15 protein-coding genes are annotated in these 14,978 nt (G+C 34.9%); all 15 read right to left on the minus strand.

What is annotated here, in order from left to right:
• Window positions 1–472, minus strand: a 472-nt coding sequence (locus SMIDD26_RS12440; RefSeq protein WP_246746828.1) for an ATP-dependent metallopeptidase FtsH/Yme1/Tma family protein, incomplete at its 3' end; no start/stop codon positions are given.
• Between the two features lie 15 nt (window positions 473–487).
• Window positions 488–1,030, minus strand: coding sequence for a hypoxanthine phosphoribosyltransferase (hpt, locus tag SMIDD26_RS00020; protein WP_061438527.1), 543 nt, complete (start codon window positions 1,028–1,030; stop codon window positions 488–490).
• Between the two features lie 4 nt (window positions 1,031–1,034).
• Window positions 1,035–2,312: a tRNA lysidine(34) synthetase TilS gene (gene tilS / locus SMIDD26_RS00025; protein ID WP_061438528.1), complete on the minus strand. Its 1,278-nt coding sequence runs from the start codon at window positions 2,310–2,312 to the stop codon at window positions 1,035–1,037.
• Complete coding sequence (locus SMIDD26_RS00030) at window positions 2,309–3,577, minus strand: serine hydrolase (protein WP_061438529.1); 1,269 nt, start codon at window positions 3,575–3,577, stop codon at window positions 2,309–2,311. Before SMIDD26_RS00030 ends, tilS begins: the two co-directional genes overlap by 4 nt.
• Window positions 3,570–3,692 carry an SP_0009 family protein gene (locus SMIDD26_RS13455; protein WP_000429334.1) on the minus strand — a complete coding sequence of 41 codons (123 nt, stop codon included), beginning with the start codon at window positions 3,690–3,692 and terminating at the stop codon, window positions 3,570–3,572. Before SMIDD26_RS13455 ends, SMIDD26_RS00030 begins: the two co-directional genes overlap by 8 nt.
• 4 nt (window positions 3,693–3,696) lie before the next feature.
• Window positions 3,697–4,065, minus strand: coding sequence for a septum formation initiator family protein (locus SMIDD26_RS00040; protein WP_061438530.1), 369 nt, complete (start codon window positions 4,063–4,065; stop codon window positions 3,697–3,699).
• Entirely contained in the window at window positions 4,058–4,324 is a 267-nt protein-coding gene (locus SMIDD26_RS00045; protein ID WP_001234978.1) for an RNA-binding S4 domain-containing protein, read from the minus strand. The genes SMIDD26_RS00040 and SMIDD26_RS00045 overlap by 8 nt, the downstream gene beginning before the upstream one ends.
• A 57-nt stretch (window positions 4,325–4,381) precedes the next feature.
• A complete protein-coding gene (gene mfd, locus SMIDD26_RS00050) occupies window positions 4,382–7,897 on the minus strand; it encodes a transcription-repair coupling factor (RefSeq protein WP_061438531.1) in 3,516 nt (1,171 codons plus the stop codon).
• The gene (gene pth, locus SMIDD26_RS00055) at window positions 7,898–8,467 is read right to left on the minus strand and encodes an aminoacyl-tRNA hydrolase (RefSeq protein ID WP_061438532.1); all 570 of its coding nucleotides are present in this window, start codon (window positions 8,465–8,467) and stop codon (window positions 7,898–7,900) included.
• A 71-nt stretch (window positions 8,468–8,538) separates the two neighbouring features.
• On the minus strand, window positions 8,539–9,654 hold the full coding sequence (ychF, locus tag SMIDD26_RS00060; protein WP_061438533.1) for a redox-regulated ATPase YchF: 1,116 nt from the start codon (window positions 9,652–9,654) through the stop codon (window positions 8,539–8,541).
• An 84-nt stretch (window positions 9,655–9,738) separates the two neighbouring features.
• Complete coding sequence (locus SMIDD26_RS00065) at window positions 9,739–9,933, minus strand: DUF951 domain-containing protein (protein WP_000285186.1); 195 nt, start codon at window positions 9,931–9,933, stop codon at window positions 9,739–9,741.
• A gap of 64 nt (window positions 9,934–9,997) precedes the next feature.
• Window positions 9,998–11,134, minus strand: coding sequence for a DNA polymerase III subunit beta (gene dnaN, locus SMIDD26_RS00070; protein WP_049521563.1), 1,137 nt, complete (start codon window positions 11,132–11,134; stop codon window positions 9,998–10,000).
• Window positions 11,135–11,292: 158 nt separating this feature from the next.
• On the minus strand, window positions 11,293–12,654 hold the full coding sequence (gene dnaA / locus SMIDD26_RS00075) for a chromosomal replication initiator protein DnaA (RefSeq protein ID WP_061438534.1): 1,362 nt from the start codon (window positions 12,652–12,654) through the stop codon (window positions 11,293–11,295).
• Window positions 12,655–12,866: 212 nt separating this feature from the next.
• Entirely contained in the window at window positions 12,867–13,625 is a 759-nt protein-coding gene (locus SMIDD26_RS00080) for a ParB/RepB/Spo0J family partition protein (RefSeq protein ID WP_061438535.1), read from the minus strand.
• A gap of 57 nt (window positions 13,626–13,682) precedes the next feature.
• Window positions 13,683–14,864 carry a serine protease HtrA gene (locus SMIDD26_RS00085; protein WP_061438536.1) on the minus strand — a complete coding sequence of 394 codons (1,182 nt, stop codon included), beginning with the start codon at window positions 14,862–14,864 and terminating at the stop codon, window positions 13,683–13,685.
• Window positions 14,865–14,978 lie beyond the last annotated feature (114 nt).

The raw sequence follows: 14,978 nt of genomic DNA on the forward strand, positions 1-14,978 counted from the left end.
TATTTCCCATCATAGAGAATAGGAAGAAGAATAGAATTCCAAATGGCACAATGGATACGAGTAGATTAATCCACATACCACTTGAACTTTCATGCTTAACAGTTACTTCTGCTTTATGGTCAGAAGCAAGCTTTTGCAATCCTGATACTGTAGTATCTGAAGGAAGAATAATACTTGAAAATTTCTCTACTGTTGTAGCAGAAGGAGAAAAGAACTGAATGCCTGTTTCTTCTTTACTTGTTTTAGGATTTTTATAGACACCCGAAACTTCGATAACACTGCCATTTGGTTGGTAGGTTAATTCTTTTACATTGTCATCGGTAATTTCTTTTACCAATTCTGTATAATTAATTTGCTCACTTTTCCCTGCAACACTACCTGTACTAAAATACTGGTAAGCTGTAACTAGGAAAAAAATAAGTAATAACCATAGAAATGGATTTTTAATTAAACCATTATTTTGTTTTTTCATTAAAAATTATTCTTTCTAATTTGAATACACTTCTTCTTTCAATACTCCAACATAAGGAAGATTACGATAATTTTCTTTGTAGTCTAAACCATAACCTACTACAAACTCATTTGGGATAGTAAAGCAGGTATAGTCTGCATCAATTTCTACAACACGTCCCTCTGGTTTATCCAATAAGGTTGCAATCTTAACAGAAGCTGCATCTCTTTCAATAAACATATCTCGCAAATTCTTCAAAGTTTGACCTGTATCAATGATATCTTCTACAAATAGAACATGTCTTCCTTTGATATCTTGAGTCACATCTTGTTTAATATTGATAACACCACTACTTGCTGTTCCACCATGGTAGCTAGAAACCATCATGAAGTCCATTTCAATATGTGTATCAATATGTTTGACCAATTCAGCCATAAAAGGAATAGATCCTTTTAAAATCCCAACTAAAATTGGATTTTTTCCTGCATAGTCTTTGGTTAATTGAGCACCTAATTTTTTAGCAGCTTCTGTAATTTCATCGTGTGAAACGAGGATTTTTTTAATATCGTTTTCTAACATTTTTTTACCTATCTATTTTTTCTATATAAAGTACAGTGTTCATTATATCATTTTTCGTGTTTTTACTCAAATTACTGGTCGCAATTCCCAAAATTGAGACAATTTCACCAAATTGCTCAATAATCAGAGCAGATTTCCGCTTTTCCATAGGGATTTTCAAATCAATAAATAGACGTCTGAGTTTTTTTCTATGCCCATTTTGAATCAAAACATCTCCTGGTTTTCGATGACGAATGTGTATTGATGTTTCCCGTGAAACAGGTATTTGTTGAATTGATTCACCTTCTAATGGAATCCCAAAGGAAAATAAATATCCTTGATAAGTAACCTGATTTTGATAGTGTAACACAAATTCATCTTCCTTTTCATCAGCCTGCGGACTGATTTTACAAATCTGAAACTGTTGATACTCTTTTATCAATTCATATCCATTTTTAATCGGATGACGATACTGGCTTTTAGTTTTTAAAATCTGCCGAACTTCTTCAAACTGAGCTTTTGTAAGATTCAAATCTGGAAAATGATTCAGATAAGTTTGAAGTAAAACTCTTTGTGTCGACTCAGAGTATGACAATAGCTGATATAAATTTTCTACATCAATATTCTTTGATAATTCAGCTATAGCTAAGTCATAATCTAAAATTTCATTGCCGATGCCTAAGATTGCATCTCTAAATCGAGGATTTTCTTTCTCTAATTCTGGTAAGTAAGAGTTTCGAATACGGTTGCGAAAATAATGATTTTCCTTATTTGATGTATCTTCAAAGTGAAAAATTGGAGGAAAGTCTTTTTTCTGAAAATGTAAGAAGGGACGAATGATTTCTATGTCTCCGACTACTTGCTTCTCCTTAATTCCTGATAGATAGCTCAAACGAGTGCCTCGAATCAAACGCATTAAAATCGTTTCCACCTGATCATCCGCATGGTGGGCAGTGACTAAAGCTGTCGCACCTGTCTTTTTCATGACCTCTTGAAAAAAATCATAACGAAAATGTCGAGCACGCGCTTCTGAAAATTCTCCTGAAAAATTGCTGACATAAATAGGAAGTCCAGCTTCAGCAGCCAACTTCCTTAATTCCTGTTCTTCCCAATCTGATTCTACTCTCTGCTTATGATTCACATGAGCTAAGATCAATTCAATTTCTAACTCTTTTTGATAAGTAGACAATACCTTAAATAGAAACATAGAATCTAACCCGCCAGAAAGAGCTAACACCACCTTAGTATGCTTTTTGAAATATCCCTTCTTGAGAAAATGATTTAAAAAATCTTGTTCCCTCATTTTAGAACCTCATAAACATCCTTGGCTATCTGAGAAATTGTATCATAATCAGAATTCTTAGTGAAAATAGAAAGAATAAATGGAGAATCTGCGTAGACAACACCCGTATCATGCTTAAATTCGTCCGCATCCCCAATTTTATGAGCTACCTTCACAGAAACACCTTTGGCAATTCGCTGATTATCAAAATCTGTTTTAGTCAAAGACTCTAGCACAAATCCATTTTGATTATAAATGGCTTCCATAACCTTCCCAGCCATCTTGGAAGAAATCAATTTTTCTTTTGTATCCCAATCATCTCCCATAATGGCAGACATCTTGGATTTGAATGTGGCATCAGATTGGTTTGAAATGTAATAACCCAATATATTATGAGCTACATTATCCGATTCTTTTGATACTTTCGTAATTAAATCCTTTAGAGAATACTCTTTATTATCCTCTTTTTTAGGAAGACTACCACTTCCCTCTGGTTTATAAGAACCTGGAAAATCATTGACTTCAGATACGTATTTTACAGTCGTATCTAACTGATAAAGACCCTCATTTATTTTTTCTTGCGCATAATAGAGATAAGGGAGTTTCAAAATACTAGCTGCATACATCTTTTCATCTTGATTGATACCAGCTTCTTTTCCAGTAGTCAGTTGCTTAACATAAATAGAGAAAGAATCTTTTTGATATTTTTCCGATAACATTTCTTGGACTTTACTCATCCGATTATCTTCTTCAGAAGTTGATTCTTTAGCTACCCATCCAACCTGATCAATATGTAGAAATTCTCTTCCTTCTACAAACATGGTCTTATCGATTGATACTTGTGAATAAGCTGATAAGGATGATTTCACTTCTTTTAAATCATAAGGGCTATTATACAGTTTAAAATCAGATTCTAACCATACTTTTTTTATTGTTGGAGTTACCTCTGATTGATCATATAAAAATCGTTTGTCCGCAGCTATAAATTGATGATTTGATAGCTTAAATACCGGAATTCCTTGTTTATTTAAGCGCCACTCAGTTACTTGGAAACTTGTTTTGGGAGTCAATTTCCCAGATTCCACTACTAAATCTTCATTCGCATAAACAGGAACCTCTCCATAAACCATAGGAGAACTTAATTTTTCTCTAAAATAAATACCAAAGTCAGATTGTGAAAGGTAATAAATTTCTTTCGAAGTATAGACTACTTCTTTTTCTGTGCTAACAACTTTTGAAATGCTCAAAAAACTCGGTAGCAACAAAATAATTAAGAATTTACGCATTCTTCCTTTCCTTTTCTTCTTGTAAACGCAATAATTGATTTTTATCAGCCAACTCTTCCAGCTTTTCATCCGATAGACTCAAAAATTGCTCAATTACGTCTAATAAATTTTCCATTTTATCACCTTTGAAGCAAGTCAGGAATCGTATAAACTATTTCTCTCGACTTAGAATAATAGTACTTCGCTCGTGTATATTTGGCAGCATAATCCTCATCTTTCAACTTGGTAGCAAATGCCGTCTCCTTATCCTTTTCATCACTCAAGGTTTGATACTGAGTTTTCAAGTCTGCTAATTGCTGACGTCTTTGGAGTAATTGTTGATAACTCTGCGCTAAATTAAAAGTTGGCAAGATAAATAACAGCATAATCAAAATCAATACCCATCCCATAAAACGATTCCGTTTTTGTCGTTCCTTCATCAGGTAGCGACGACGTTGGTGTTCATTTTGAATAAAAGAATTATTCAATTGTACAATATTTTTAGACATTTTCTTCTACCCGTGTTTCACTGATAATTTCATACATGCCTGCTGCATCTTCTTTTTTTGTACTATCTTTCATCTCTAGTACTTTTACAAGCAGCAACTTGTTTCCAAAACGAATTTCAACTTGGTCATTAACTTTCAAATCCGTTGAACTTTTGGCCAAGATTCCATTCACCTTGATTCTACCTTTATCTGCTACTTCCTTTGCGACTGTACGACGCTTGATAATTCGTGATACTTTTAAATATTTGTCTAATCTCATCCTTATTACCTCAACTTATTATTGTACCATTTTTATCTATTTTATAGAAGAAAAATATCAAATGGAATTTTCTTTCTTAGACTCTTTTATCTCTAATAAATTTTCTCCAAAAATCAGCAGACCTTCTAAAATTTCATAATCTTTCTTATTTTGGACATCAAACACAAGCTCCATTAATCCCTTATTCTCAGTGATACCTGCTTTTAAGTTCGTTGCAGATAAAGCTTTAAAGTAATCTTGAGCTAAAAACAGTCGTTGAGGGACTTTTTCAAATTGAACTGTAACTTTATTATCTTTTCTTTCCACACGTTGAACAAAGACCTTGTCAAGATAAGACTTAACCAAACCAATCTCTAAAAGATAGGCTACCACGTCTGGGTACTCTCCAAAACGGTCTATCAACTCCTCTTGTAACTCTTCATAATTGACACGGTTGTCAATTTGACGAATTTTCTTGTAAATTTCAATCTTATGTCGTTGATCAGAAATATAAGTATCAGGAAGATAGGCATCAATTTGCAAAATCAACTCAGCATTCCCTTTGGTTCTTGTGTTAGTGTTAGTGTTAGCATTACCGTTTCGTTTAGCAATAGCTTCCTCTAATAACTGCGAATACAATTCAAAACCAACAGAATCAATGAAACCAGACTGGGATTTTCCTAAAAGATTTCCTGCTCCACGAATCGAAAGATCTCGCATAGCAATCTTAAATCCGGATCCCAATTCTGTAAATCCTTTAATCGCTTCTAATCTCTTCTCGGAAACTTCACTAATTGATTTTTCTGGACGATACATTAGATAGGCATAAGCAATACGATTACTACGACCGACTCTTCCTCTTAACTGATACAAGGTTGACAAGCCCATATGATCCGCATTTTCAATAAATAAAGTATTAGCATTTGGAATGTCCACCCCTGTCTCAATAATGGTAGTTGTTACTAAAATATCATATTGTCCTTCAATGAAGTCTAATAGAGTATTTTCCAACTGAATCTCACTCATTTGCCCATGAACATAACCAATCGAAGCCTCTGGAATCAACTCCTGTAATTCTGAAACCTTCTGATCAATTGTGTCAACTTTATTGTAAAGATAGTAAACTTGACCTCCACGCTCCATTTCACGCAAGACCGCATCACGAATGACACTGTCATTCTTTTCCAAAACATAGGTTTGCACTGGATAACGATTAGTCGGCGGAGTTTCAATAACAGACAAATCTCTGATTCCCAGCATAGACATATGGAGGGTACGAGGGATTGGCGTTGCTGTCAAGGTCAGGACATCTACTTGTTTTTTCAGTTCTTTCAAGGTTTCCTTATGCTTGACACCAAATCGCTGTTCCTCATCAATAATCATCAAGCCCAAATCAGCAAACACAACATCTTTTGACAAAACACGATGTGTTCCAATCAAAATATCAACTTGACCGTTTTTCAATTTTTCAAGTGTTTCAGTCTGCTCTTTTTTACTTCTAAAGCGACTCAACACATCAATATTAACTGCAAAATTTTGGAATCGTTCCTTAAAATTCGTATAGTGCTGTTGCGCTAAAACCGTCGTCGGAACTAGAACGACAACCTGTTTGTGATCATTGACTGCCTTAAAAGCTGCACGCATAGCAACTTCAGTCTTTCCAAAACCAACATCCCCAACTAAAAGTCGATCCATTGGCTGAGAATCCTGCATATCCCTCTTGATTTCCTCAATACTACGAAGTTGATCATCCGTTTCAACATAAGGGAAAGCATCATCAAAGGTCTGTTGATCCTCATCATCAGCTGAGAAAGCAAAACCCTTCAACTGACTACGTTCAGAGTAGAGTTTGATTAAATCATCAGCTATATCCTCTACCTGATTCTTAACTTTTTGCTTGACCTTTTTAAAATGACCGTCATTTAATTTATTGAGTTTTGGAGCTTTCCCATCACTTGAAATATATTTGGACAGTAGATGAATCTGTTCTACTGGGATGGAGATTTGATCCCCATTTTGGTATTGGACGCTAACATAATCGCGGTGAATCCCCTTGATTTCAATTGTTTCAATTCCTAGATATTGACCAATCCCATGAATATGGTGAACAACGTAATCTCCTTTTTCAAGTTCATTGTAATCTTTTAATCTCTCTGCGTTTGAAACATGCTGTCTTCGAAAACGACGTTTCAATTTCTTTTGAAAAATCTCATGTTCAGTAATCACCAAAATTTTTTCATCTACAAAATGAAAACCATGTCTGAGATTGCCCTCGATTAAGTTTACAGATTCTTTACAGATACTTGACTTATCTCTGGAATCCAATTTAATCTGATATTCCTCTAACATATCCTCCAATGCCTTACTTCCCATTGAATTGCTAGATTGCAAGATAATAGTATAATTCATTTTTTTGTATCGTTCAATTTCTTCTTTTAGAAAAGAAAACTGATTGAAAAATTCCTGCATAGGATATTGATTGAATTGATAAATTTTGTCAAACTTGAGATTTCCTAACCCCTTTTGTAGATTAGAGAAAAAGGTAACCGGACTCTGTTTTTTATATATTTGCTCTGTATCTGCAAAATACTGCATCTCAGAAAATGCTTTACTGTTCTGTAATTCTTCTGTAAAGTATTGTGCTAATTCTCTTTCAAAGACTTCATACTGATTCATTAATTTTTGATAATCATCAAAGAATATTGGGGTATCTTTTTCAATGTAGTCAAAAACAGTCCATGTCTTGTCATAGCACAAAGATAAAAACTTCCGTGAATCTGAATGTATTTGTTTTTGGTGAAAACTTGAAAGAATTTCTTCTAGATAGGATTTCAAAATCGGTGATAACGTTTTTGAAATTTGTTTTTCTAAAGCTGACTGACCTCGTTGATAATCCTTTTCTCTCAAAAGTATATCGGTAGCTGGAAAGATAGTGAGTTCTGTCTGATTTTCTTTCGATAATTGTGTTTCGACTTCAAATGACCTGATACCATCAATTTCATCACCAAAAAACTCAATTCGACAAGGTTCTAACTGGGATATTTCAAAAATATCTAAAATATCTCCTCGCAGACTAAATTCGCCCTGAGTTTGTACTTGAGTAACTTTTCGATAACCAATTTCCTTTAACTGATGTATAAGCGCGTGTTGGTCATATTCTTCACCAACTGAGATTTTTACAATACTATCTCTGAATACATCGGGAGACGGTAAAATCAATCGACTTGCTGCGATATTACAAACTAAAATCCCTTTCTTAGATGGATTAGTCAAAAAACGTAATGCTTCAACCCGTGAGATGATTTTTTCTTGTGAAGACATCAAAAACTCGACCATAGGGGAGTCATCTACCAAAAACGGATAAACAAGTTCCTCACCCAAGATAGAGATAAGATCACTAACCAGTCCTTCTGCCTCTCCATAAGTGGACGTCAGTAACACAATCTTATCTTCTTTTTCTAGACTACTTGCAATTGCAAGAGCCTTAGTAGACGTTGATAAACCAAGTATTAGTTGTCTTTTCTTATCTGTCAAATTTTGATGCCATTTTTTAATCTGATCATTTTCTGAGAATAAATCTAATAAGGTTACCATTTATCCGTTATACCTCTGCATCGTTTTTTCAAAGTTTTTCTCTTGTAAATAGTAGTTTACAGAATCGTCAACTTTGTCAATAGACTGTAAAATACCAATATAATCATCCTTGTCAAACTTACTCAAAACATGGTTAACAACCGACATGCTATTTTTAGGTCTTCCGATTCCAATCTTAACACGATTAAAGGTCTGAGTCCCTATATGTTGAATAATAGACTTGATACCATTATGACCACCTGCGGATCCCTTTGCTCTTAAACGAATCTTTCCAACTTCCATGTCAAGATCATCGTAAATGATGAGTAAATCTTCAATATCCAAACCATAATAAGTCAATAAAGCATGAACCGCTTTTCCACTTTCATTCATAAAGGTCGTTGGTTTGACAAGATAAATTTTTTCTCCATTTAGGAAAAAGGATGCTAGGTCAGCTTGAAATATCTTATCGTGTGTAAAAGTGACATTCTGTTTCTTCGCTAGTTGGTCAATCAACATAAATCCAACATTGTGTTTTGTTTCAAAATATTTTTCCCCTGGATTTCCCAAGCCTACAAGTAATTTAGTCATTTATTTTTCCTTTCAAAAGCCAAAAGGGTTGGAATTTTTTTCCAACCTAATTGACACCGTTTATTAATTTTTTAGACATTGAAGCGGAATTCCATGATATCGCCATCTTGAACGATATATTCTTTTCCTTCTTCACGCAAGCGTCCAGCTTCTTTTACGGCCTTTTCAGATCCGTATTTCACTAGATCCTCATATGACATGGTTACTGCACGAATAAAGCCTTTTTCAAAGTCTGAGTGGATAATACCAGCTGCTTGAGGAGCCTTCATACCACGTTTGAAGGTCCAAGCTCGAACTTCTTTTTCACCAGCTGTGAAGTAAGTTCCCAGTCCAAGTAAGTGGTAAGCTGCACGCGTCAACTTATCTACACCTGATTCTGTCAAACCAATGGCTTCAAGAAACTCTTTTTTATCTTCATCGTCCAATTCAGAAATTTCTTCCTCAGCACGCGCAGAAATAACGACTACTTCAGCATTTTCTGTCGCTGCAAATTCACGAATTTGTTTGACATAGTTGATAGAGTCAGGTTCTGAAACCACATCCTCGTCCACATTAGCTACATAAAGAACTGGTTTAGTCGTCAAAAGGAAAAGACCTTTTACAACCTTTTGTTCCTCATCTGTAAATTCAATGGTACGAGCTGATTTCCCATCTTCAAGTACTGGTTTAATCTTTTGAAGAACATTAAATTCTGCCACTGATTCTTTATCCTTTTGCGTGCGTGCCATCTTTTCTACACGCGCATAGCGTTTATTAACCGATTCTAAGTCTGCAAGAATCAATTCTAGGTTAATGGTGTCAATATCGGCAAGTGGATCTACAAAGGCGTCTTCACGTCCTTGCTCGCGCATCACATTTTCATCATCAAAAGCACGAACTACGTGAACAATCGCATCTACTTCACGAATATTGGCCAAGAATTTATTCCCTAGCCCTTCTCCTTTTGAAGCTCCTTTTACAATCCCTGCAATATCTGTAAATTCAAATGTTGTTGGCACTGTCTTTTTAGGAGTAATCATTTCAGTCAATTTTTGTAGACGTTCATCTGGAACTTCTACCATTCCAACGTTTGGGTCAATCGTTGCAAATGGGTAGTTAGCTGCCTCTGCTCCTGCTTTTGTAATTGCATTAAATAGTGTTGATTTACCAACGTTTGGCAAACCAACGATACCTGCTGTTAAAGCCATATTTTCTCATTCTCCGTTTTCATTTCAATCCCTAATATTATAACACAAAAAGGAAAAACTTGCTAACCCTCTAACTAAGGGGTTTCAGTCAATAATTTTATTCATTTTTCGATCAAAATCATAGCGTCCCATCATGACAACATGGTCACAATTGCTACATTTGATTTTGATATCTGCTCCTACACGTGTAATTTCCCAACGATTTGCTTTTTTACCAGTTGACTTGATTGTACAAGCATGTGGTTTTTTCATTTCAACAAAATTTCCAACTTGATACATACTACTCTCCTTTTCTTTTTCGATTATATCATAAAAGAGGCGAGCTAGGCTCAACCTCTTTCACTTAATTTGTACGAACTGGTGTAATAAGCTGCATGAAGTCCTCGTCAGTATCTGCTGGCACAAGAGTAAATGGACGAACAGCTGAGATAAAGCTAATAGTCACCTTTTCGCTATTTAAAGCCTTGAGTGAATCAATCAAGTAAGTTGGGTTGAAACTAATAGTCAAATCTTCACCAGTAACCTGATCAGTATCGATTTCTTCGTTTACTTTACCAACTTCTGGAGAATGAACATGGGCGCTAACAATCCCATCTTTAATTTCAAGTTTTACAGTACCATTTTGAGTCGCACTTGATAAAAGACGAGCACGCTCCATTGACTGGCGTAAGTTTACCACATCAAAAGTAATAGTAGTGTTAAAGTCTGTTGGAATCAAGCGATCTGTATCAGGATAGTTTCCTTCTAGGAGACGAGTATAGAAGCTAATATTTTCGCTTCTAAAGAGAATTTGGTTATTGGCAAAGAAAATCTCTACAGTTTCAATATCATCTGTAAATACCGCTGAAAATTCGCGTAGAGAACGGCTAGGAATGACAACATCAAAATCATCACTATTTTTTTCAAGCGTTAATTTTTTCTGGCTTAGACGATGAGAGTCTGTTGCCACTGTTTTTAGCTCCTTGTGCTGACTCAATACAAAATGAACACCTGTCAAAATTGGACGACTCTCTTGTGTACTTGCAGCAAAAGCTGTTTCATTGATAATTTTCTTGAGTAATTTTGTTTCAAGAACCAAAGGAGTGCTTGCTGAAATTTCTTGGATTCGTGGGTACTGTTCGCTATCTTTTCCTTTTAGGGTAATTTCTGATTTTCCACTGGTTAAAACAATTTGATTTTGTTCAATTTCTTTAAAATCAAGAGTCACATCAGGTAGACTAGATACCACATTGATGAAGAAAGAAGCTTCAAGAAGAATCGAACCTAAAGAAGTAATTAACAAACCAGCATCTTCATTTTTTTGAGAAATAAAATTTTCAATTGAAATCTGACCATTTGAACCAATTAAAGTAACACCTTCATTGGTCACGTCAATTTTGACAGTTGATAAAATAGGAATGGCATTTTTAGAACTAATAGCTCTCTTAGTAATATTTAAGGCTTGTAGAAATAAATTTTTATTAATTGAAAAATGAATCATGGATTCTCCTTTATTTATTTTTAGTATTAGAAGGATAATAGTAATAATAGAGTCTGTGTAATCTGTGGAAAACAGCCTTTAAACAAGTTATATCAAGTTTTTTAGCTTGTTTAAAAAATGTGGATAAAAAAGATAAAAAAGCGAAAGTTATCCACAAGTTATTTTATTTTCTTTTTGATTGATTCAATTTCTAAACGTAAATTATCGTCTTCATCAATCAAAGATTTAATTTTTGCATGGGCATGAATGACTGTTGTATGATCTTTTCCTCCAAATTCCTTCCCAATTTTTGGAAGACTATTATCTGTCAGTTCTCTAGATAAATACATGGCTACTTGACGGGCTAACACAATATTTTGAAGGCGTCTGCTTCCCTTCATTTCTTTGACACTGACACCATAAAAATTACCAACTTCATTTTGGATTTTATCAATTGGGATGACGAGCATTTGGCTAACATCTTGTTTGCGAGCTCTAATAGCTTCTGCAGCAATATCAATAGTGATATCCTTGATGTTTTTTACTCTGGCAATTAAAGTGATGTCGTTGATGGCTCCCTCAAGATCTCTAACATTTGAATCAAATTGCCCAGCTAGGTATTCTAGAGTATCACTTTGGAAATTGTAGCCTAAATGTTCCGTTTTACTTTGTAAAATGGCAATACGTGTTTCAAAGTCAGGGGGTGTGATAGTTTGTGTCAATCCCCAACTAAAGCGCGTGACAAGCCTCTCCTCGAGCCCTTCTAAATGCTTTGGACTTCTATCACTGGTTAGGACAATCTGTTTTTGCTTGTCATGAAGGGCATTAAAAGTATTGAAAAATTCTTCTTGAGTTGCAACTTTTTTTCCGCTGAGTGACTGGATATCATCAATTAACAAAAGATCAAGACTGCGGTAGGTTTTTTTAAACTTTTCCATTTCCCCAAGTCTTAGGTGATCCAGAAAGTCATTGATAAAGCTTTCGGCAGGAATATATTTAACACGCGCATTTGGAATATTTTTTAGAATTTCATTTCCAATAGCGTTTAACAGGTGAGTCTTACCAAGCCCAGGTCCTCCATAGATAAAAAGAGGGTTATAGGTCAGAGCCAAATCTTCAGAGACAGCCAAAGCAGCTGATACAGCCCAAACGTTTCCATCCCCTTGAATAAAATTATCAAAGGTATACTTTTCTTTTAACCCAGTATCCGAATAAGGAATAGATGCTAACTTTGGACTATAGTCATAAAGAGTTGAATTTGTAGCTTCTTCAACTTGTGAGATAGCCGTATCTTGAGGTTTAGTGAAAATATAGTGGGGAGTAATCTCAGCATCATAAATTTCAAATCCGGCAACTACAATAATATCTTTTAGTTGTTTTTCCCAGACCATTTCCATTTCAGATCGTGGTAAAAATATAGTGGCAACATTTTCCTCTACCTTGATGAGTTCAGCTTGAATAGCATAGAAATCATACATGGATCGAGTCAGTCTTTCTTGAGCAAATTCTAAGATACGATTCCAAAATTGTTTTTCTTTCAATCCTTTCTCCTCCTTTACTATTTAAAAGTTTAATGCTAGACTTATTTTACCATAGATAGGAAGAATTTTCCACAAGCTGTGAAAAATAATCCACAATGTTACCAAGTTTTATCCACAGGTTGGGGATAAAGTCAGAAACTATTGATTTATTAAGCTTTTTATCGAAAAAAATAGTGGATAACCATGTGAGATAAAAAAATAAAAGAACAGCCTTATTTCAGGCTGTTGATAATTCTACTGTATTCTTCTTGATTTGAAAAAGAAATAATGATTCTTCCACTATCTTTTTTAGACAGTTTGATTTCTACATCTAATCCGAGTAGTTTTTTTAACTGTTCTTCTTCTTTTTTTATGAAGTAATCAGTTTTTTGCAGTTTCTTTTGTTTTTTCTCTGTCAGAAGAGCTTCTAACTTCCTTACAGAAATGTCTTCCTCTATAATTCGTTGAAAGAAATAGTCTTGTTGTTCCTTATTCAACCCAACTAGAGAACGCGCATGCGCTTGTGATAGTTTGCCATTTTCTACTTCTGAGAGGATAGCATCTGGCAAGGAAAGCAAACGAATGGAGTTGCTGATATAAGGACGAGACTTGCCCATTTTATCTGCAATTTCAGCATGGGTGAATCCTTTCTCTACGAGAGATTCATAAGCGCGTGCTTCTTCTATTGGATTTAAATTTTCCCTCTGTAAATTTTCAATGATGGATTGGACCATCATCTCTTGATCTGAAAGCTGTTTAACAACAGCTGGGATAGACGTTAGACCAGCTAAAAGTGAAGCCCGATAGCGTCTCTCTCCTGCAAGGATTTCATAACCAATAACAGGAGATTGACGAACAATAATCGGTTGAATGACCCCATTTTCTTTGATAGACTGTGCTAGTTCATCTAGTTTTTCTCTATCAAATTCTTTTCGAGGTTGATAGGGATTTTTTTGTATATCCGTGATAGAAATCATTTCAAATTTTTCCATGATTCTACACTAACATATCTTTTCTCTTATGTAAAGCTTTCTTTACATAGATGTCAATTAAGATTCTAAATCACCTGAACTCTTGTCAAGTTTAATAGATGTAGTTTCTTCTTTACCGTTACGATAGTAAGTTATTTTAATAGTGTCTCCGATAGAATGATTGTAAAGAGCACTTTGTAAGTCTGTTGATGAAGCAATCTCCTTGTCATCTACTTTTGTAATCACATCGTATTTTTCAAGGTGACCATTGGCAGGCATATTACTTTGTACAGAACGAACAACTACACCAGATGTTACACTGCTTGGAATATTGAGTCTTCTGATGTCGCTTGTACTCACATTAGATAAATTAACCATCTGGATTCCCAAAGCTGGACGCGTCACTTTTCCGTTCTTTTCTAACTGTTCAATAATATTGATAGCATCATTTGCAGGGATTGCGAAACCAAGGCCTTCTACAGATGTTCCTCCATTTGTGGCAATTTTACTTGAGGTAATTCCGATAACCTGTCCTTGAATATTGATCAGTGGACCGCCAGAGTTACCTGGGTTAATAGCAGTATCAGTTTGGATGGCTTTTGTAGAAATGGCTTGTCCATCTTCAGATTTTAAGGATACATTTCGATTGAGACTAGATACAATACCCTGAGTAACAGTATTAGCATATTCAGAACCTAGCGGGCTACCAATAGCAATAGCAGTTTCTCCTACGGTTAACTGACTAGAATCACCAAATTCAGCTACTGTTGTCACTTTTTCTGAAGAGATTTTGACGACAGCAATATCAGAGAAAGTGTCCGCTCCGACGATTTCTCCAGGTACTTTAGTCCCATCTGACAAGCGAATATCTACTTTGCTAGCGCCATTGATAACGTGATTGTTGGTGACGATGTAAGCTTCTTTACCATTCTTTTTATAAATAACTCCAGATCCTTCACTAGAGATTTGCTGAGAATCTGTGTCAGTATCATCATTGCCAAATACGCTATTTTGTCTGTTTGCTGAATAAGTAATAACGGATACAACGGCATCTTTTACTTTATTAACAGCCTGAGTTGTTGAATTTTCGTTCTTATAGGCAGTTTGTGTAATAGTGCTAGTGTTGTTAGAGTTACTTACACCACTTTTTTGAGTTAGTTGAGTTATTGAAAAACTACCCAAGGCTCCACTAAAAAAGCTAATGACGATAACGACTAATAATTGAAACCATTTTTTGTAGAATGTTTTTAAATGTTTCATATTTGCCTCCATATGTTTGAATTACTGAAAGTATAAACTGACTAGCTTAATTATAACTTAAACACAAAAGTTTTACACAAACTGTGGATAACTTTCGAAAATCTGTGGTTTTCT

Source organism: Streptococcus mitis, from assembly GCF_001579035.1.
Lineage (GTDB): Bacteria > Bacillota > Bacilli > Lactobacillales > Streptococcaceae > Streptococcus > Streptococcus mitis_J.

Coding starts and splice junctions, on each gene's coding strand:
- hpt (WP_061438527.1), bottom strand. CDS start 1,030: ATGTTAGAAAACGATATTAAAAAAATCCTCGTTTCACACGATGAAATT.
- tilS (WP_061438528.1), bottom strand. CDS start 2,312: ATGAGGGAACAAGATTTTTTAAATCATTTTCTCAAGAAGGGATATTTC.
- SMIDD26_RS00030 (WP_061438529.1), bottom strand. CDS start 3,577: ATGCGTAAATTCTTAATTATTTTGTTGCTACCGAGTTTTTTGAGCATT.
- SMIDD26_RS13455 (WP_000429334.1), bottom strand. CDS start 3,692: ATGGAAAATTTATTAGACGTAATTGAGCAATTTTTGAGTCTATCGGAT.
- SMIDD26_RS00040 (WP_061438530.1), bottom strand. CDS start 4,065: ATGTCTAAAAATATTGTACAATTGAATAATTCTTTTATTCAAAATGAA.
- SMIDD26_RS00045 (WP_001234978.1), bottom strand. CDS start 4,324: ATGAGATTAGACAAATATTTAAAAGTATCACGAATTATCAAGCGTCGT.
- mfd (WP_061438531.1), bottom strand. CDS start 7,897: ATGGTAACCTTATTAGATTTATTCTCAGAAAATGATCAGATTAAAAAA.
- pth (WP_061438532.1), bottom strand. CDS start 8,467: ATGACTAAATTACTTGTAGGCTTGGGAAATCCAGGGGAAAAATATTTT.
- ychF (WP_061438533.1), bottom strand. CDS start 9,654: ATGGCTTTAACAGCAGGTATCGTTGGTTTGCCAAACGTTGGTAAATCA.
- SMIDD26_RS00065 (WP_000285186.1), bottom strand. CDS start 9,933: ATGTATCAAGTTGGAAATTTTGTTGAAATGAAAAAACCACATGCTTGT.
- dnaN (WP_049521563.1), bottom strand. CDS start 11,134: ATGATTCATTTTTCAATTAATAAAAATTTATTTCTACAAGCCTTAAAT.
- SMIDD26_RS00080 (WP_061438535.1), bottom strand. CDS start 13,625: ATGGAAAAATTTGAAATGATTTCTATCACGGATATACAAAAAAATCCC.
- SMIDD26_RS00085 (WP_061438536.1), bottom strand. CDS start 14,864: ATGAAACATTTAAAAACATTCTACAAAAAATGGTTTCAATTATTAGTC.